Source organism: Psychroserpens burtonensis DSM 12212 (genome assembly GCF_000425305.1).
GTDB classification, from domain to species: domain Bacteria; phylum Bacteroidota; class Bacteroidia; order Flavobacteriales; family Flavobacteriaceae; genus Psychroserpens; species Psychroserpens burtonensis.
The window spans coordinates 11193-29619 of sequence record NZ_KE384346.1; the positions used below are offsets into that span (position 1 = coordinate 11193).

Genomic DNA, 18427 nt, shown 5'->3' on the forward strand with positions numbered 1-18427 from the left:
AGCCATATATTTGAGTTAGTGAGCGCTCCTCTTTATTCAAAGAGGAGAACAATTCAAAACTAGTTTTGAATTAAGAGGAGTTGTTTTACAAGAGTACATCCAAGTCTTAAATTCAAGCCTAGCGCTTACTCTGTATTCTAAATTAATTGAGTGTTAGCTTATGGTAATCAGATAGATGCTTCAATTTTAATTTTAACTAATAATTTAAAGTATCTGTCTCAACTACGCCATCACGTAGTCTAATCACGCGACGTGCATGTGCAGCCACCTCTTCTTCATGCGTTACCATAATGACGGTATTTCCTGCTTTGTGGATGTCATCAAAAAGTGCCATAATTTCATCACCTGTTTTAGAATCAAGATTTCCGGTTGGTTCATCTGCCAAAATAATCGAGGGTTTGTTTACTAAAGCGCGACCAATAGCAACACGCTGACGTTGCCCACCAGAGAGTTGATTTGGTTTGTGGTCCATACGATCTGAAAGACCAACATCTGTCAAGACTTGTTTGGCACGTTCGTTGCGTTCTGCTTTGGATTTTCCTGCATATACCATGGGCAGAGCCACGTTGTCTAGCGCAGTGGTTCGTGGTAAGAGGTTGAAGGTTTGAAATACGAAGCCAATTTCGGTATTTCTAATTTCGGCTAAATCGTCATCACTCATTTTACTCACATCCTTACCATTGAGCACATAAGCTCCCGCAGTTGGTGTGTCCAAGCAACCCAAAAGATTCATGAGCGTAGATTTACCAGAACCTGAAGGTCCCATAATAGCGACATAATCCCCTAGTTCAATATCTAAATTGATGCCCTTTAAAACGTGAACGGTTTCTTGACCCAGTTGAAAATCACGAATGATATCTCTAATTTCAATAACGTTGCTCATAGTGTATTAGTTATAAGTATTTAAAGTTAAAAAGGTCTCAATTTTGAAACACTAAATTGCCGCATCGCAAGTTACAGATTCCAATTTATAATAGGACGTTAAATCGTTCCTGATGTTACACTCTAATCGTGAAATTTTCTTTGGCTTGTTCTTTTCTAAAAAATACAAATCCCCAAAAGAAGGTATCAATCGTTACGGTCACTTTTGGGTGTCGTTTGATCTGTTCCCAAGCATCCAGCATGTCTTTTGACCAGTGAATGTCATCAAAAATGAATACGGAGTCATTGTGCATTTTATCAAGTAATACCTCAAAATAGTGGAGTGTTGCTGCTTTATTGTGATTTCCATCAAAAAATATAAAGTCGTAGGACGCTTCTTTTAACTTCGGAAGGCTGGTCTCAAACGCACCTGTTATAAGGTTTGCATTGTCAATATCTGCTTCGGAAAGTTGCGCTGTAGTAAACTTTGAAATTGCAGGACAACCTTCAAGAGAGATAATCTTGTTTTTAGGATGGCCTAAGGCTATTGCTTGCGTTGCAATGCCTAAAGATGTGCCTAATTCTAAGGTGTGTTCTGGTTTAAAATAAGTAACAATGCGATATAATAACTGGGCGCGTTTTAAAGGCGTGCCCGAGTTTTTTGCAATCGCGCTAATGGGGCGCTCATTAGATGTAAACACTCTTGAGCCGGAACCAAAATCGCTTATTGCAATAGTGGTTTTATTGTTTAATAGTTGTGTTCTGTAGGTCTTAAGTTTTCGATAGGCTGCATGTGGTGTGCGGTCATAAAAGCATGTCGTCACTAGATCATAAACAAAGGGCGAATGCACACCATGTTGGTTGGTGGACTTCAATAAGAATTTTATGTATTGGATGATTTGAAACACCTTTAAAGTTAAAAGTTAAAAGTTATGAGTTTACGAGCGTAACATTCAATCGTTTTCACAAGGCCATAATAAGCAGCTCAACAATTTCAGCGTATTTAAAACCAAAATCATAGCAACAGCAATTTTTTACAACACCTCAACACCTTAAAATTAGTTACAATCCAAGCCTATCTGCCAACTCAAACCAACGCGTTTCTTTTGTTTCAATAGTCGTAATGATTTTTTGAAGTTTTTGAGATAATTCGGTGATTTGATCTTGAGATAAACTGGCATCTAAGAATTTCTCTTCCATAGATTTCTTGTCGAGTTCTAACGATCGTATCTTACTTTCTAGATTTTTATATTCTTTCTGTTCGTTGTAAGTTAACTTCTCTGCTTTGTTCTGGTCTTGTTTCTTTTCCGAAGATATAGTGGTTGTTGTATCCGCTTTTTCTACAGGAGGACTAGACGCTTCATAGTCGCGAAAATCAGAATAATTACCAGGAAAATCTTGGACTTCACCATCACCTCGAAATACGAATAAGTGATCGACAATTTTATCCATAAAATATCTATCGTGAGAAACAACAAGCAGGCATCCTGGGAAATCAAGCAAGAAGTCTTCAAGAATATTTAAGGTGACAATATCTAAATCATTGGTGGGCTCATCGAGGATTAAGAAATTAGGATTCTGAATCAAAACCGTACATAGGTACAATCGTTTTTGTTCACCACCACTTAATTTTTCTACAAAATCATGCTGTTTTTTTCCATCGAAAAGAAAACGCTCTAACAGTTGTTTTGCACTAATTTGACGTCCTTTTGTTAATGGGATAAATTCCCCAAATTCTTTGATGACGTCAATGACTTTTTGTCCTTGTTTGACTTTGATACCCCCTTGAGTATAATACCCAAATTTTACGGTTTCTCCTATAATGATTTTTCCAGCATCGGGCGCCAGACTATCGGTCAACATATTTAAGAACGTAGATTTCCCGGTACCATTTTTACCAATAATACCGATGCGTTCACCACGTTTAAATACATATTCAAAGTCCTCTAGTATGACGAGGTCGTCAAATGATTTTGACACTTTATGAAATTCAACAATCTTACTTCCTAAGCGCTCCATATTGATTTCTAATTCAATATTATGGTCACTTCTGCGCAGGTGTGCACGTTTTTTGATATCTGAGAAATCATCGATACGCGACTTCGATTTTGTCGTTCTTGCTTTGGGTTGGCGACGCATCCATTCGAGCTCTTTTTTGAAGAGTTGTTTGGCTTTACCAGTTTCGATTTGCTCTTGGGCAACACGTGTTTCTTTGTTTTCTAGATAGTAGGTGTAATTTCCTTTATAGGTATACATCTTCCCATGATCTAACTCTATGATTTCATTACAAACACGTTCTAGGAAGTAACGGTCGTGAGTGACCATAAATAAGGTAAACTGTGCTTTTGCAAAATATTGCTCTAGCCATTCTATCATTTCTAAATCCAAATGGTTGGTAGGCTCATCGAGCACCAATAAATCTGGATTGCTAATTAAGGCTTGTGCTAAGGCGAGACGTTTTATTTGTCCGCCAGACATCGTACTAATTTTTTGATCTAAATTAACGAGATTAAGTTTGGATAAAATTTGTTTAAATTGGAGTTCAAATTCCCAAGCGTTATGGATTTCCATTTGCTCAAAAGCTTTTTGGTAGGCTTCTGCATCTTCTGGATTTTGTAGTGCTTTATCGTAATTCTCGATGATTTTGAGTTGTGGAGATTCAGAATTAAAAATCGTATCGTTAATCGTTAATTTTGGATCAAACTGAGGGTCTTGTGATAAAAAGGAGACCCGTAAACCGTTTCGCATGACAACTTGACCAGTGTCTGGAACGTCTGCACCAGACAATATGTTTAGGATGGAGGTTTTTCCGCTTCCATTTTTAGCTACAAAAGCTATTTTATCATCTTTATGGATGCTAAAGGAGAGGTCTGAGAAGAGCTCTAATTCGCCATAAGATTTTGATATATTTTCTACCGTTATATAGTTCAAAGTTTTTTTTTTTACAAAGAAAGTGATATTAGTCAAAAAAACGAGTAATTGTTTTGATATTAATAGTGATGAGGTATATTTGTGAAGCAACAAGCACTATTAAAATGAATAAATTATTATTGCTTACAGGAGTCTTACTGTGTGTCTTATCAACCTCTTGTATTCCACATAAAGATATTGTTTATCTTCAAAATAAAAATACAGCGACCGATTCGACTCAGGTCATGGTAGAACAACAAAAACCCTATCGTGTTCAAATTAATGATATTTTGAATGTACGCGTGAAGGCTTTAGACCAGGAGTCTGTGGGTATTTTAAATCCAGCAGGAGAAGAGAATTTATCTGCAAGTGGCGCTGAGCGCGCCTATTTTGATGGCTTTACTATTGATGTGCATGGTAATATTAGAATCCCTACGCTGGGTAAGATTAATGTGCTCGGGTACACTACCGAAGAGATTGAACAGTTGATTGAACAGCAGCTTTTAGACGAGCAGTTTAAAGCTACAGCCAATATTTTTGTCACGGTTAAATTAGCGGGTTTGAGTTATACGGCCAGTGGAGAGGTTGGATCTCCTGGGACACAAATCATTTTTAAAGACCGGGTTACTATTTTTGAAGCGGTTGCTAACGCAGGCGAAATACCATTAACAGGAAACAAAAAAGAAGTTCAAATTATAAGGCAATATCCGCAAGGTCAGCAAATACATGTGTTAGATTTAACAGATATTGAGGTATTGAATTCTCCTTATTATTACATCCAACCCAATGACATTATCTATGTAAAGCCTGTGAAACAGAAAACTTGGGGAGTAGGCGTAAATGGAAGAGAAAGTTTACAAACAATCATCACGGTGTTAGGGCTTATCACCACAACCATCTTATTAATAAATAGGTAATTTATGGCTTATAATGAAGAACATGACGCAGATGGTTCAGAAACGGGAAGAGTCAGTTTTGATTTTAGAGGGTATTTATTTAAAATTCTAAACCTTTGGAAATTTGTTTTACTATCTATAGTATTCTCGCTTGCCGTCGCTTATTATATTAATGTGCGCAAGCAAAATGTCTACAAACTAGATTCGTTGATCTCTGTAGAGAGTGAGCAAAACCCTTTTTTCACGGCCAATACGAGCATCTCTTTTAATTGGGGAGGCGTGTCTGGTAAGGTGGGTAAGATCATTACTGCGATTAGAACACGAACGCACAATGAGAAAGTCGTCGATTCTCTCCAATCTTATATGGAGTATTTAGTGGAAGGTACATATAGAAAGGAAGACATCTATAAAAATGCCCCCTTTGATTTTAGACTTGATAAGTCTAAACCTCAGGTCTTAGGTTATCCTATAGGGATTCGGATTTTAAATGCAACTGAATTTGAAGTGTTTACTGAGTTTGAAGGCGATCGACGAGCGGCGCAAACCTATGCTAATCAAACGGTGAAACAAGTTACTGTCGCTACTGGCGTTTTTAAAAAGACCTTCAAAAGTGGAGCACTTATTGAGCTTCCTTTTCTTAATGGTCGCTTAGTCTTTAAACCTGCAGCCACTCTCAAGCCACAGTCGGAATACTATATTAACTTTTTAAATTTTGATGCCATAGTTAATCGGTATCAAAATTCTATTATAATAGGCCCAGCGCCTCAAGCGGCGTCCTCAATATTGCGGTTGCAACTCGCAGGAACTAACAAAGCTAAAATCGTAGCTTACTTAAATGCGACCTCAGCCATATTGAGTCGGTCTGAGTTAGAACGCAAAAATTTATATGCCACAAATACCATCAAGTTTATTGATTCTAGTCTTGCAGCGGTCAATACGAATCTTAAAGATTTTTCAGATGAAATGAATGCCTTTAGAAGAGAAAATAAGGTGTTTGATGTTTCCGAAGAAATTATTCAAATTTCAGAACAATTGCGAGGCTATGATGTCACCAAGGAGCAAGAGAACGCTAAATTATCGTATTTAGATAATTTAGAAAACTACCTCAATACAAAAACAAATTATACAGAGATTGCGGCACCAACATCGGTAGGTATTCAAGAAGGTAATATTTTATCCAGTGTTTCAAAAATCGTCACCTTAGCAGCAGAGCGTCAAAATTTAGAGTACACCACAAAAGAAGGCTCTGGTTTATTTAAAGAGTTAGACCGACGTATTGATGCCGAAAAAAATGTGCTTTTAGAAACCATAAGTGCCACAACAAAGACGATTGGGATCCAGTTGACCACCATCAGTAGAAATATTGCCAATTTAGAAGCAAAACTCAGTGGTTTGCCAGAAGACCAACAAGAGTATCTCAAAATTCAACGCAAGTTAGACATCAGTCAAGAAGCCTATGATATTTATATGGTAAAACGCAGTGAGGCAGCCATTGTCAAAGCTGCCAATATATCAGATATCAACGTGATCGATGAAGCCAAGGATATTGGAGGTGGTCGCATTGGGCCTAATAAGTCCCTTAATTATATGATGGCTTTGATGTTGGGCTTTTTTATACCCATGTTCTTGATTTTTGCTTTGTTTTTGTTAGATAATACCATTCATGGGTCTGATGAAGTGGAGCAATTGTCTAAGATTCCTATTTTAGGACTCATTGGTAAATACAATTACAAGAATAATTTAGTTGTTTTTGAAAAGCCTAAGTCTGCCGTGGCAGAGTCTTTTAGATCCATCCGTTCCAGTCTTCAGTTTTTATATAAAAGGCAAGCTAAACCCGGAGGTAAGACGCTAATGATCACGTCTTCGGTAAGTGGAGAAGGAAAAACCTTTTGTTCTATAAACATGGCAACGGTCTATGCCTTATCCGGTAAAAAGACCATACTCTTGGGTTTAGATTTGCGAAAACCAAAAATATTTGGGGATTTTAACATTACTAATAATAAAGGTATTGTCAATTATTTAATTGGAGAATCCACCTTTGATGAGGTGAAGTATAGCTCCCATATTGATAATTTAGATGTGGTATCCTCTGGCCCTGTGCCTCCCAATCCTTCAGAATTATTGATGAGCGATCAGTTGCATATGTTGATCGCGCAGTTGCGGCAGGATTATGATATGATTGTCTTAGATACACCGCCTTTAGGTTTGGTGACAGATGCACTCGAGCTTACCCAATATGCAGATGCGACCATTTTTATTGTACGTTTAGATTATACTAAAAAGGGAATGTTAGCCTTGATTAACGCCAAACACAGAGCAGGAGAAGTGAAGAACATCAGTTTTGTAATGAATTTCTATAAACACAAAACCAATCATAACTATGGTTATGGCTATGGATACGGCTATGGCTATGGCTATGGCGTTTATGGTAATGCCTACCATGAGCAAGATGGTGGTAAAACAGTTTGGGCACGTTTTAAGAGACTTCTTAAAAGACTATAAGGTGATCACGAACTCCCAGCTGGTGCTTAAAAGAGGTTTTGACGTGGTGTTGAGTTGCTTGGTGTTGCCTGTGGTGCTCTTTCCCATTCTCGTTCTTGTGCTGGTAGCCAGCATCGATACCCAGCAGTTTGGACTCTTTTCTCAAGACAGGATTGGACAATATGGTCAAGTTTTTAAAATATTTAAACTGAGAACACTTAAAGCAGGAACGCATCAATTAGGACACCTTAAGGTAAGTGCGACGCGATTAGGACAATTTCTAAGAGTCTCTAAAATAGATGAACTCCCTCAGCTTTTTAATGTGCTTATCGGGAACATGAGCTTTGTTGGGCCACGACCAGATGTGAAAGGTTTTGCAGACCAGTTGCAAGGAGAAGATAGGATGATTTTAAAGGTTAAGCCAGGAATTACTGGGCCAGCAACATTGAAATATAAAAACGAAGAAGCTTTATTGTCGCAACAGGCAGATCCAGAAACATACAACAGAACGATTATTTGGGTTGATAAGATTGAAATCAATAAAAAGTATGTTCAAAATTGGAGTTTTTCTTTAGATTTGTATTTTATTACTAAATCTATACGGAACTGAACATGAATACCAGTAAAAAAATAACCATCCTAGGTTTAGGATATGTAGGATTGCCATTAGCGGTAGAGTTTGCTAAAAAATATAGGGTCATTGGATTTGATATCAATGAAAAACGCATCGATGAGCTTAATAATGGTATCGATAAAACCTTAGAAGTTGAAGACGATCATTTAAAGTCGGTGTTGACCACAGATCCAAATGCTAAAACGGGATTGTTCATCACTAAGGACACAAGCCATATCGCAGATTCTAATATTTATATTGTTACAGTGCCAACACCAACAGATGCCCTTAAAAGACCTGTCTTTACACCCTTAATTAAAGCGAGTGAAAGTGTTGGGAAAGTGCTTAAAAAAGGAGATATTGTCATCTATGAATCGACAGTCTATCCTGGTGCTACTGAAGATATTTGTGTGCCTATTTTGGCAGAGCTTTCGGGATTGACATTCAACGATGATTTCTTTGCAGGCTATTCTCCAGAACGTATCAATCCCGGCGATAAAACACATACCGTCACTAAAATATTGAAAGTGACCTCAGGGTCTACTCCTGAGATTGCCAAAGTAGTTGATGATTTGTATAAATCAATTATCACTGCAGGAACACACTCGGCACCATCAATTAAGGTGGCTGAGGCCGCAAAAGTTATTGAGAACTCACAACGCGATATTAACATTGCGTTTGTCAATGAATTATCAAAGATCTTTAGACTGTTAGATATCGATACAAAAGCAGTATTGGAAGCCGCAGGGACTAAATGGAACTTCATCAACTTTTCTCCAGGATTAGTGGGCGGACATTGTATTGGTGTGGATCCTTATTATTTAGCTCAAAAAGCCATAGAATCTGGGTATAACCCAGAAATCATATTGGCAGGTCGCAAGATGAATGATAGTATGGGAAGTTACGTGGCACAAGAAACAGTAAAGATGATGATTAAAAAAGGCGCTAGAATTAAAGATTCTAATGTGCTTGTTTTAGGAATTACATTTAAAGAAAACTGTCCAGATATTAGAAATTCAAGAGTTATTGATATCATTGAAGAGTTTGAATCTTATAATATTAATGTGGATGTTTTTGATCCATGGGCATCCAAAGAAGAGGTCACTCATGAATATGGTTTTGACTTATTAGATAGCGCCTCTCAATTAAAAACAGATTATGATGCTATTGTATTAGCGGTATCACACAACGAATTTTTAAAAATAGATTTACAAAAATTGAAATCAGACATAGGTGTTATTTTTGATGTAAAATCATTATTGCCAAAAGACACCGTAGACGCGAGATTATAATGTACGAGAACAACTATCACCATCAGGATTTAAGTCAGTTATCATTTTTAATAACAGGAGGGGGCGGTTTTATAGGCTCTAACCTTGTTGAATACCTCTTAAAGTATAAGGCTAAAAAAGTACGGGTTTTAGATGATTTTTCTAATGGACACCGGTACAATTTAACGGAGTTTCATGCCAATCCCGCTTTTGAGCTTATGGAAGGCGATATTAGAGATTTAGAAACCTGTAAAGACGCTATGAACGGGATGGATTATGTGTCGCATCAAGCCGCTTTAGGGTCTGTTCCACGCTCTATAAATGACCCTGCACTGACGAATGCAGTGAATATTTCGGGGTTTTTAAATATGATGGTGGCGCTTAAAGATTCAACGACGGTGAAGCGTATGATTTATGCCGCATCAAGTTCAACTTATGGTGATAGTCCTACCTTACCCAAAGTAGAAGATACTATTGGTAACCCCTTATCGCCGTATGCAGTGACAAAATTGGTGAATGAGTTGTATGCTAATGTGTTTGGGATCACCTATGATACCGATGTGATCGGTTTGCGTTATTTTAATGTGTTTGGCCCTAAACAAAGCCCTGATGGTGCGTATGCCGCAGTGATTCCATTATTTATGCAATCGCTTAAAGATGAGGAATCGCCAAACATTAATGGGGATGGCGAGCAAACCAGAGATTTCACCTATATTGATAATGTGGTTCAAGCCAATGTGAAAGGCTTTTTTGCTTCAAAAGAAGCGAAGAACCAAGTCTTCAATGTGGCCTGTGGAGAACGGATTACGATTAACTATTTGTGGGAGTCTCTTAAGGCTGCTGCCAACTCTAAAGTGGATCCCATTTATGGGCCTAATCGACAAGGCGATGTTAGAGATTCTTTAGCAAATATTGATAAGGCCAAGTCGCTATTGGGATACGAACCTCAGTTTACTGTGAGGGAGGGTTTGAAAATTACTTGGGATAATTTTGATGTCTAATATTTGAATTTGCATGGATTTTGAGCACTTTATAATAGTTTTATATCCAATTAACTTCACTTCACATAGCTCGCTTATTAAACTATGTTGAAGTAAAATATTAAGTATGTTTTCGTTGCACAAAACTATATGTTTATGAGTTATTTAGCTTATTGCCTTTGTTTTGGTTTATCTTTGGAATTAGTATATTAGCCCTATTAAAATTAGATTTTTTTTCTTAATACCAGTAATAAACCATGGCTCTAGAGACTCGAATTTACCAAAAAGAGCGTACTATTAAGTTTGGTGCGTTATTAAAAGCGAGTTTAGGTGATATGTACCAATCACGTTTTTTGGCGAAACAATTGGCAGAACGTGATATTAAAGCCATGTATCGGCAATCGTATTTAGGTATTGTTTGGGCTTTTATAATGCCGTTAACCACAGCTGCTGTATGGGTTTTTTTAAACAGTAGCGGTACGATTAGATTATCGGATACGGGTATTCCGTATCCAGTATATGCTTTTTCGGGAACTTTAATTTGGTCTATTATTGTCTCATCTATTAATTCTCCAATGCAAAGTACCCAAGCGGCAAAAGGGATACTCACTAAAATTAATTTTCCAAAAGAGGCTTTGTTACTTTCGGGTGTTTATAAGTTATTATTTGATAGTTCTATAAAAATTGTTCTTTTAGTCTTATTTGTTTTCTTTTATGGCGTTGGGTTTCAATGGAGTTTATTATTGTTTCCAATAGCCATGCTAGGAGCTATTGTTTTTGGAACTACTTTGGGGTTGTTTTTAACACCTATGGGTCTCCTTTATAAAGATATTGGTAAAATTATTACTTTTGGAATGCAATTCTTAATGTATGTTACACCTGTGGTCTATGCTATACCTAAAACTGGTATTATGAGAACAATTATGATTTGGAATCCTATTACACCTATCGTAGTAACTGCTCGTGATTTGGTAGTTGGTTTTACACCAGAGTATATCAATTATTTTTTAATAGTTTTGGTTGGATGTATCCCTTTATTATTTTTAGGGTTGATTATCTATCGTATTTCAATCCCCATTATTGTAGAGCGCTTAAGTGCATAGGAATATTAGTTTTTAGGTATAACAGAAGAAAGTACAGATCACAAACAAAAACGATTATAAATTAAATGCTAAAAAGCAAGCGTATAGTAACGGATAAAGAAGTTCTTGTTAAAGTGGAAGGCTTAAGCAAGAAATTTTGTAAAAATCTTAAAACAAGCCTCTGGTATGGCGTTAAGGATTTGGTGAGTGGCGTAACAGGATCAACGCAAGAACGTAAGTTGCGCTCTAAAGAGTTTTGGGCAGTAAAGGATATTAATTTTGAATTACGTAGAGGTCAATGTTTAGGTTTAATAGGGCATAACGGGGCAGGTAAAAGTACGTTGTTAAAAATACTTAATGGTCTTATTAATCCAGATGAAGGCAAAGTAACTATAAAAGGACGTGTAGGAGCGCTTATAGAATTGGGTGCCGGTTTCAACCCTATTTTAAGCGGTCGTGAAAATATTTATAATAACGGGGCTATTTTAGGCTTCAGCCGGAAAGAGATTGATGATAAATTAGAAACTATTATTGAATTTGCTGAGCTCGAAGAATTTATAGATATGCCTGTGCAACACTATAGCTCAGGGATGAAAGTACGTTTGGGTTTTGCGGTAGCTGCTCAAATGGAACCTGATGTATTAATTATTGATGAAGTATTGGCTGTGGGTGATTTAGGGTTTATTTTAAAGTGTTTTAAAACTATTGATGCCATTTTACCACATACCGCTGTGATATTTGTAAGCCATAATATGCCGATGATTTCTCGTATTTGCAACCATATCATATTGATGGAAAAAGGTGAGGCTAAGTTTCAAGGTGAAAATGTATCAAAGGGAATTGATTACTACTACAATAAATTTTTGACAGATGAAAAGGCAAATGTAGTTTTTACTGATAATTCAGTTAGTTTGAATAATGCTTCTGTTCTTAATGTTGAATGTATTGACAGTTGTTACAATATTAAATGGGGTTCGAGTATTCAACTAAATCTTAAAATAGAAAACTATAATCTTACAAGAAAACCTTATATTTCTTTAGCTGTTTATGATAAAGAACAGAGAGCTATTGCCGAAATATATCCAGATAATCAAAGTTTTGATGCTATTAAAAAGGACACAACAATTGAATATTTAGTATCATTAGAGCATATTTACTTGTCAAAAGGAATTTATAATATCACATTAAATGTTTCTGAAGATGCGGCATTTAATGTGCATTACAAATTACACAAAGCAATAACTTTAAAAGTGGAGCATGAAAAACAGATGTGGACACCATTTTTGCTTAATTCTAAATTAATAAATTCTTCATCCAAATAGAGAAATGTTGCTATGACCAAATTTAAGAATTCATTATATATAGAAATTGCTAAATCATTATCTAATAATTTTGGTATTGATAACTTTGACCAATATCGTTTTGGAGATTATATGGGCAATGATAATGTTGGGGAGAATTTAAAGAAAAAAATAAAAAGACTAGCAAAACATATTTTAAACTATTATCCTGAGCGTCAAAGCTATATTTTAAAAGCTGACGAGTTGATTGATCCTTATATTGAAGAGTTTGAATATATTTGGGATAACATTGGAGAAACGGATAAAGAGCTTGTGTTAAGTTTATTGGCTTATCGAGTTCTAGGGTATAAAAAAGTCAAGTTGCCAAGAAATAATAAAGCTTATTGGCAAGCCATAGAAACGGCTAAGTCTTTAGTTGACTATAGTGATTCCTATGATCCAAAATTCATGCATTTTATGTTGCATAAATTTAATTTACGTAAGATAGATTTTAATATTAATCTTTATTTCTCAGAATCTCGTGTTGCTGTTGATTTTATTATAGAACAATATGCTTATAAACTAAATGGTCAAGTTTTAGTGGAAGCTGAAAAAAATGATGTAGTTCTTGATTTAGGGGGTTGTTGGGGAGATACTGCTCTCTATTTTTCTGATAAGGTCGGTTTAGAGGGTAAGGTATATTCATTTGAATTTATACCTGATAATATCAAGTTGTTCAATATCAATACTAATTTTAATCCTGATTTAAAATCTATTATTGATCTAGTTGAACACCCCATATCTAATAAGTCAGATCAAGACATTTATTTTAAAGATAATGGGCCAGGAAGTAAAGTAGAATTTGAACCTTTCGAAGAACAAACAGGAACTGCCAAAACTGTTTCTATTGATGATTTTGTGAAATTAAGAAATTTAGATAAAGTTGATTTTATCAAAATGGATATTGAAGGAGCTGAACCCATAGCATTGGAGGGAGCAGTAGAAACTATAATGAAATTTAGACCGAAGTTAGCAATTGCTATCTACCATAGTATTCATGATTTCGCAAAAATACCTAAATGGATACTAAGTTTAAATTTAGATTATGAAATATTTATTGGGCATTACACTATACATTCTGAAGAAACAATTTGTTTCGCAAAACCTAGAGTTAAAATCTAATTTAAATGATACATGTTACTAAAACTTTTTTGCCTCCTCAAAAAGAATATCAAGAAATTCTTAAAAGAGCATGGGAATCAAGTTGGATAACGAATAGAGGTGTTTTAGTTAAGGAATTAGAGGCTAAACTGAAACAAAAACTGGGTATAGAAAATTTGACTTTAACGACTAATGGTACTATCCCAATTCAAATAGCTATTAAAGGTTTGAAATTGAAAGGAGAAATAATAACCACACCTTTTAGTTATGTCGCAACAACTTCAAGTATTGTTTGGGAAGGGTGTGAACCTATTTTTGTAGATATAGATCCAGATTACTTAACAATCGACGAGCAAAAGATCGAAGAAGCCATAACTTCAAATACTTGCGCTATATTAGCTACCCACGTATTTGGTAATCCTTGTAATGTTGATTTTATAAATAAAATAGCTCAAAAACATAATTTGAAAGTTATTTATGATGCTGCTCATTGTTTTGGTGTCGAATACAATGGTCAATCTATTTTAAATTATGGTGATGTAAGTACTTTGAGTTTTCATGCAACTAAAATATTTCATACAGGAGAGGGAGGCGCTTTTGTTGCAAAATCCTCAAAACTTCATACTGATTTATATTATCATCACAATTTTGGTCACAATGGTCCAGATATATTTATGGGAATAGGTATAAATGCTAAAATGAGTGAATTACAAGCAGCAATGGGTTTAGCTGTGTTGCCTTACAGTGAAGAGATATTTGAAAGCAGGAAATCTGTAGTAAATTATTATGACCTACTTTTAAATCATTTAGAAGTTAATTTTCTTAAAATTAGAGAGGGTACAAAATGGAATTATTGTTATTACCCTTTAATTTTTAAAAACGAAAAGCAATTACTCAAAGTAAAAGACGCCTTAGCTCAAAACGGTGTCTTCCCAAGACGTTATTTTTATCCTTCCCTAAATACTTTAGATTATGTCAAAGTTCAGGAAATGCCAATTTCTGAATCGATAAGTAAACGTATTCTTTGTTTACCCTTGTATTTCGGTTTAGAAAGAAATGAGATTGAAACGATCGTAAAAGTTATTGAAAATAATTTATGAATAAAAAGCAGTTTTTTATTTTAGGAAATCCAAGGTCAGGAACTAGCCTATTGCGATTAATGTTAAATAACCATTCTAATATTACTGTTCCACCAGAGTGCGGTTTTTTATTATGGCTGGCTCAAAAGTATAATTCTTGGAATGTTATAAATATAAATAAAATAGATATTGATAACTTCATTAGTGATGTACAAGCTTCTAAGAAATTTGAAACTTGGAATATTTCTAATTTGTCATTATTTGAAGTAATATCTAGAAATCAACCAAAGAATTATATTGAATTAGTGCAATGTGTTTATTTAGCTTATGCGAAATTAGACGATAAAGAACCACAGTTTTTAGGAGATAAAAATAATTATTATATAAATCACTTAGAAGATATAATTACAATCATTCCAGATAGCTACATTATTCATTTGGTCAGAGATGGTAGAGATGTCGCAAATTCTTATCGTGAAATTAATGGAATTTCAAAAGCTTATAAGTATAAGCCAACTTTACCTTATTCTATATCTGAAATTGCAAACGATTGGAATAAAGCGAATCTAAGTATATTTGATTTCTTTCACAATTATAAAAACTACATATATATTAGGTACGAAGATTTAGTTTTAAATTCTGAAAAAACTTTGAATGAAATTTTAAATAAACTTGGTTTGACATTTGAGACTGAGATGAAGGAGTTTTATATTTCTAATGCTCTTAGAAAAATAGAGCCTGAAGAAACTATTGCATGGAAATTAAAGACTTTGAGTCCTTTAGACCCCTCAAATATTGGGATATATAAAAAAAAATTATCTTTAACTGAAATTGAAGAATTTAATGAAATTGCAAAAAAATCTTTAAAATTATTTGATTATAATACTGAGTGTTAGATTACAATGTTATAATCAAGTTTCATCTTTAGAGTAAACTTTAAAAGCATTATCTCTCAAAAAAACAAATTTTCATTTGAAGTTAATCTTTCCGAAGAATCGATTGCTACGGAAAATCTATAATATGTATATTCGTCACAGATAGTGAGATATAATTAATGAACCAAAATTAAGTATCGTTATTCTATGTTATAACATAGTAGATTTTGTTAAAGAGGCATTAGCCTCTGCACTTAATTTTTCTAATCAAAATACTATAGAAATTATAATGGTTAATGAGGGTTCAAATAAAAATAAAGTATTGTTATTAGATTACATATTTTCAAAGCGAAAATTGTAACAAGCAAAACTGTTGAGGGGTAAAGTGATTGGTTATTACAATTTAGAAGCTCAATTAGATAATTTAAAAAAACGAAAAATTATATGGACTGCTTTAAAATCTGAAAAGTCTTTAAAATCAATTTCAAAATGTTTCAAAAACTACTATGGTTGTTGATAATGATTTAATGGTAAAGATGTTTGGTGATTATAATAATAGAAATAATATTACCGTTTTGACATCTGTAGTTTCTAATTATATGGAGACTAATACTTAGGGTTTTCAACGAGAATGGGACTTACTGAAAGATACGTAGCAATCATTTCCTAGTTTTAAGTTTGTTTCTTTTAGTGCCTACGGCATAGAAGAAATGTTTTTACAAGGACAACTGTTTTATAAAATAATAAAAAATGTCTAAAGTCCAAAAACCATTAGTAAGTGTCAGGTTGATGGTTTATAATAATGAACCCTATATTCGAGAGGCAGTTGAGAGCATTCTAAGGCAAAAAACTAGCTTTAAAGTTGAGATAGTTGTGGGTGATGATTTTTCTACCGATAATACCTTAGACATCATTAAATCGTACGAATGCACAGAAAATGTCTATTTTAATATTTTAGACCGCCCGATTGGAGGTGAATATTGGAAAGATAGGCGGCGATTAGGAAGACTCTATAATTTTAAAAATATTATAGATAACTGTCAAGGTAAATATATTGCATTATTAGATGGGGATGATTACTGGACTGATGCATTAAAATTACAAAAACAAGTGGATTTTTTGGAGGAAAACCAAGATTTCGCTATTTGTTTTCATAATGTAATTGAATACAATACATTTGATGGCAGTAAAAAACTATTACCAGATTGTAAAGAAAATAGAATCTATAGTATTGAAGATTATATTATAAATAACCTAACGGCTTCTTGTTCTATTATGTTTAAAAAAAATGTAATTGGTCATGAATTACCGAAATGGTTTATTAAATCTCCTTTTGGAGATTTGGCCATTGTACTAATGGTACTAAAGGAATCAAATAGTAAGGCCATGGTATTATCTGGTGAAATGGGATTTTATAGAATACACGCCAATGGGATTCATGGTAAGCTATATAAAAACAAAAAAGAATTTAGAAAAGCTTTTTATCAACATTTAAAATTTACAAGAAAAATAGCTAAAGATCTATTGTTTGATTCCCAATATCGTCCAGTTTTATATACAAAAAAGAAAAATTCGGCTTTAAAAATATCAAAATTTAACAAGCAATACAATTATCATATTTCAGGATTTTATTATAAAATGTTGTCGAAATATTATAATTATAAATCGAAACAATATCTATGATAATAATTTTGTTGATTTCAAGAGTAATATGACTCAAGCAAATGGTTTTAAAAAACTACTATTTATATCAGATAACGATGGCGCTTCTTGGGGAGGCAGTGAGATTTTATGGAGTGAGGCGGCCAAAGTTTTATCCAATACCCATACTGTTGATGCATTGGTAAAACAATGGGATCGACGTCCACAGGCATGGAATTCTTTGGTGGAAGCGGGCGTGCATTTGTATTTTAGATCATCAAAACATAAAAATAGGTTAATAAAACGCATTGCTAATAAATTATTGAATTCTAAGGATGTCTATAGTGCTAGTCCTTTTCAAAACGTACCAGAATTGAAGCGTTATGATTTGGCTGTAATTTCTTTATGTGATAGCATGAACCGTAGCTTGCCAAGCTATACCAAAGTTTTACAAGACAAAAGTGTGCCTTATGTGCTTTTAGTGCAATTGGCTACAGATTTAAGAATGGTGACCGATGGTACATTAGAAGCTTTACTGAGAAGCTATGAAGGAGCTAAACTGGTTTGTTTTTTAAATGGAGATAATGCAGAGCTTACCCAACGTATGCTTGGCGTTACGTTACAGCGCGTGAAATATGTCAATAATCCTTTTATACATAATCAAGCGTATTTGCCGTATTCGGGTACAAGAGATAAGTATACCTTAGCTTGTGTTGCCAATTTAAAAACGTTTCACAAGGGCCAAGATTTACTATTGACAGTACTAGGACAAGAGAAATGGAAATCTCGGCCCATACAGCTGCAGCTTTATGGAGGAGGTGTAAACAGGAAACAGTTAGAGAGACTGGTCACGAGATATGGATTGGAAGAAAAGGTGCTGTTTATGGGATATGAAGTAGATAAAATCAAAATTTGGGCGCATAATATGGGCTGTATTTTGCCTTCTCGTATGGAAGGGCAATCCTTGGCAATGTTAGAGGCTATGTCTTTTGGGCGTATGGTGATTAGTACTGCGGTAGGTGACGCTGAGCGTCTTGTAGTTGATGGTAAAACTGGATTTATAGCGCATAGTTTTACTTCTAGAGCCTTAGATGCTGCTTTGGAGCGTGCTTGGTCTAACCGAGAGAATTGGGAATCTTTAGGAATTGTTTCTCGAGACCACCTCAATTCATTAGTGACTGAGAATCCCATAGATGACTTTGTTACTGTTATTGAAAACCTCGATTAAATAATGAATTGACTAGCAGGTTAGAATTATATAAAAATGCCCATTTTTTTATCCTTTAAAAGGTGTTAT

General features: G+C 34.6%; 16 protein-coding genes. 13 read left to right on the plus strand and 3 right to left on the minus strand.

The window, feature by feature from the left end:
• Positions 1–196 precede the first annotated feature (196 nt).
• The 3 genes from H593_RS0115515 to H593_RS0115525 form a co-directional block, all read right to left on the minus strand.
• On the minus strand, positions 197–883 hold the full coding sequence (locus H593_RS0115515) for an ABC transporter ATP-binding protein (RefSeq protein WP_028873258.1): 687 nt from the start codon (positions 881–883) through the stop codon (positions 197–199).
• A gap of 115 nt (positions 884–998) precedes the next feature.
• On the minus strand, positions 999–1736 hold the full coding sequence (locus H593_RS0115520) for an O-methyltransferase (protein WP_245585067.1): 738 nt from the start codon (positions 1734–1736) through the stop codon (positions 999–1001).
• 187 nt (positions 1737–1923) lie between these two features.
• Entirely contained in the window at positions 1924–3792 is a 1869-nt protein-coding gene (locus H593_RS0115525; RefSeq protein WP_028873260.1) for an ABC-F family ATP-binding cassette domain-containing protein, read from the minus strand.
• Positions 3793–3896: 104 nt separating this feature from the next.
• On the opposite strand from H593_RS0115525, the gene H593_RS0115530 reads away from it, so the two are divergent.
• The 13 genes from H593_RS0115530 to H593_RS0115595 all read left to right on the plus strand — a co-directional run bounded on the left by H593_RS0115530 (position 3897) and on the right by H593_RS0115595 (position 18358).
• A complete protein-coding gene (locus H593_RS0115530; protein ID WP_028873261.1) occupies positions 3897–4688 on the plus strand; it encodes a polysaccharide biosynthesis/export family protein in 792 nt (263 codons plus the stop codon).
• Between the two features lie 3 nt (positions 4689–4691).
• Positions 4692–7169, plus strand: coding sequence for an exopolysaccharide transport family protein (locus tag H593_RS0115535; RefSeq protein WP_028873262.1), 2478 nt, complete (start codon positions 4692–4694; stop codon positions 7167–7169).
• A gap of 1 nt (position 7170) precedes the next feature.
• The gene (locus tag H593_RS0115540; protein WP_245585068.1) at positions 7171–7758 is read left to right on the plus strand and encodes a sugar transferase; all 588 of its coding nucleotides are present in this window, start codon (positions 7171–7173) and stop codon (positions 7756–7758) included.
• A gap of 2 nt (positions 7759–7760) precedes the next feature.
• Entirely contained in the window at positions 7761–9053 is a 1293-nt protein-coding gene (locus H593_RS0115545) for a nucleotide sugar dehydrogenase (protein WP_028873264.1), read from the plus strand.
• A complete protein-coding gene (locus tag H593_RS0115550; protein ID WP_028873265.1) occupies positions 9053–10033 on the plus strand; it encodes an SDR family oxidoreductase in 981 nt (326 codons plus the stop codon). The genes H593_RS0115545 and H593_RS0115550 overlap by 1 nt, the downstream gene beginning before the upstream one ends.
• A gap of 236 nt (positions 10034–10269) precedes the next feature.
• Entirely contained in the window at positions 10270–11115 is an 846-nt protein-coding gene (locus H593_RS0115555) for an ABC transporter permease (protein WP_028873266.1), read from the plus strand.
• Between the two features lie 65 nt (positions 11116–11180).
• Positions 11181–12416 (plus strand): ABC transporter ATP-binding protein, encoded by a 1236-nt coding sequence (locus H593_RS0115560; RefSeq protein ID WP_028873267.1) that lies wholly within the window; start codon positions 11181–11183, stop codon positions 12414–12416.
• A 12-nt stretch (positions 12417–12428) separates the two neighbouring features.
• On the plus strand, positions 12429–13556 hold the full coding sequence (locus tag H593_RS19500; protein ID WP_051229777.1) for an FkbM family methyltransferase: 1128 nt from the start codon (positions 12429–12431) through the stop codon (positions 13554–13556).
• Between the two features lie 5 nt (positions 13557–13561).
• Positions 13562–14635, plus strand: a complete 1074-nt coding sequence (locus H593_RS0115570; RefSeq protein WP_028873268.1) for a DegT/DnrJ/EryC1/StrS family aminotransferase — start codon at positions 13562–13564, stop codon at positions 14633–14635.
• On the plus strand, positions 14632–15510 hold the full coding sequence (locus tag H593_RS0115575) for a sulfotransferase family protein (RefSeq protein WP_028873269.1): 879 nt from the start codon (positions 14632–14634) through the stop codon (positions 15508–15510). Before H593_RS0115570 ends, H593_RS0115575 begins: the two co-directional genes overlap by 4 nt.
• Before the next feature lie 181 nt (positions 15511–15691).
• The gene (locus tag H593_RS21620) at positions 15692–15850 is read left to right on the plus strand and encodes a hypothetical protein (RefSeq protein ID WP_425414366.1); all 159 of its coding nucleotides are present in this window, start codon (positions 15692–15694) and stop codon (positions 15848–15850) included.
• Positions 15851–16239: 389 nt separating this feature from the next.
• Positions 16240–17172: a glycosyltransferase family 2 protein gene (locus H593_RS20220; protein WP_051229778.1), complete on the plus strand. Its 933-nt coding sequence runs from the start codon at positions 16240–16242 to the stop codon at positions 17170–17172.
• A 28-nt stretch (positions 17173–17200) separates the two neighbouring features.
• Complete coding sequence (locus tag H593_RS0115595) at positions 17201–18358, plus strand: glycosyltransferase family 4 protein (protein ID WP_028873270.1); 1158 nt, start codon at positions 17201–17203, stop codon at positions 18356–18358.
• Positions 18359–18427 lie beyond the last annotated feature (69 nt).

What these genes read in the sequence shown, in the direction of transcription:
- H593_RS19500 (WP_051229777.1), top strand. Translation starts at nt 12,429, where the DNA reads ATGACCAAATTTAAGAATTCATTATATATAGAAATTGCTAAATCATTA.
- H593_RS0115555 (WP_028873266.1), top strand. Translation starts at nt 10,270, where the DNA reads ATGGCTCTAGAGACTCGAATTTACCAAAAAGAGCGTACTATTAAGTTT.
- H593_RS0115545 (WP_028873264.1), top strand. Translation starts at nt 7,761, where the DNA reads ATGAATACCAGTAAAAAAATAACCATCCTAGGTTTAGGATATGTAGGA.
- H593_RS0115595 (WP_028873270.1), top strand. Translation starts at nt 17,201, where the DNA reads ATGACTCAAGCAAATGGTTTTAAAAAACTACTATTTATATCAGATAAC.
- H593_RS0115530 (WP_028873261.1), top strand. Translation starts at nt 3,897, where the DNA reads ATGAATAAATTATTATTGCTTACAGGAGTCTTACTGTGTGTCTTATCA.
- H593_RS20220 (WP_051229778.1), top strand. Translation starts at nt 16,240, where the DNA reads ATGTCTAAAGTCCAAAAACCATTAGTAAGTGTCAGGTTGATGGTTTAT.
- H593_RS0115550 (WP_028873265.1), top strand. Translation starts at nt 9,053, where the DNA reads ATGTACGAGAACAACTATCACCATCAGGATTTAAGTCAGTTATCATTT.
- H593_RS0115575 (WP_028873269.1), top strand. Translation starts at nt 14,632, where the DNA reads ATGAATAAAAAGCAGTTTTTTATTTTAGGAAATCCAAGGTCAGGAACT.
- H593_RS0115570 (WP_028873268.1), top strand. Translation starts at nt 13,562, where the DNA reads ATGATACATGTTACTAAAACTTTTTTGCCTCCTCAAAAAGAATATCAA.
- H593_RS0115560 (WP_028873267.1), top strand. Translation starts at nt 11,181, where the DNA reads ATGCTAAAAAGCAAGCGTATAGTAACGGATAAAGAAGTTCTTGTTAAA.
- H593_RS0115535 (WP_028873262.1), top strand. Translation starts at nt 4,692, where the DNA reads ATGGCTTATAATGAAGAACATGACGCAGATGGTTCAGAAACGGGAAGA.
- H593_RS0115515 (WP_028873258.1), bottom strand. Translation starts at nt 883, where the DNA reads ATGAGCAACGTTATTGAAATTAGAGATATCATTCGTGATTTTCAACTG.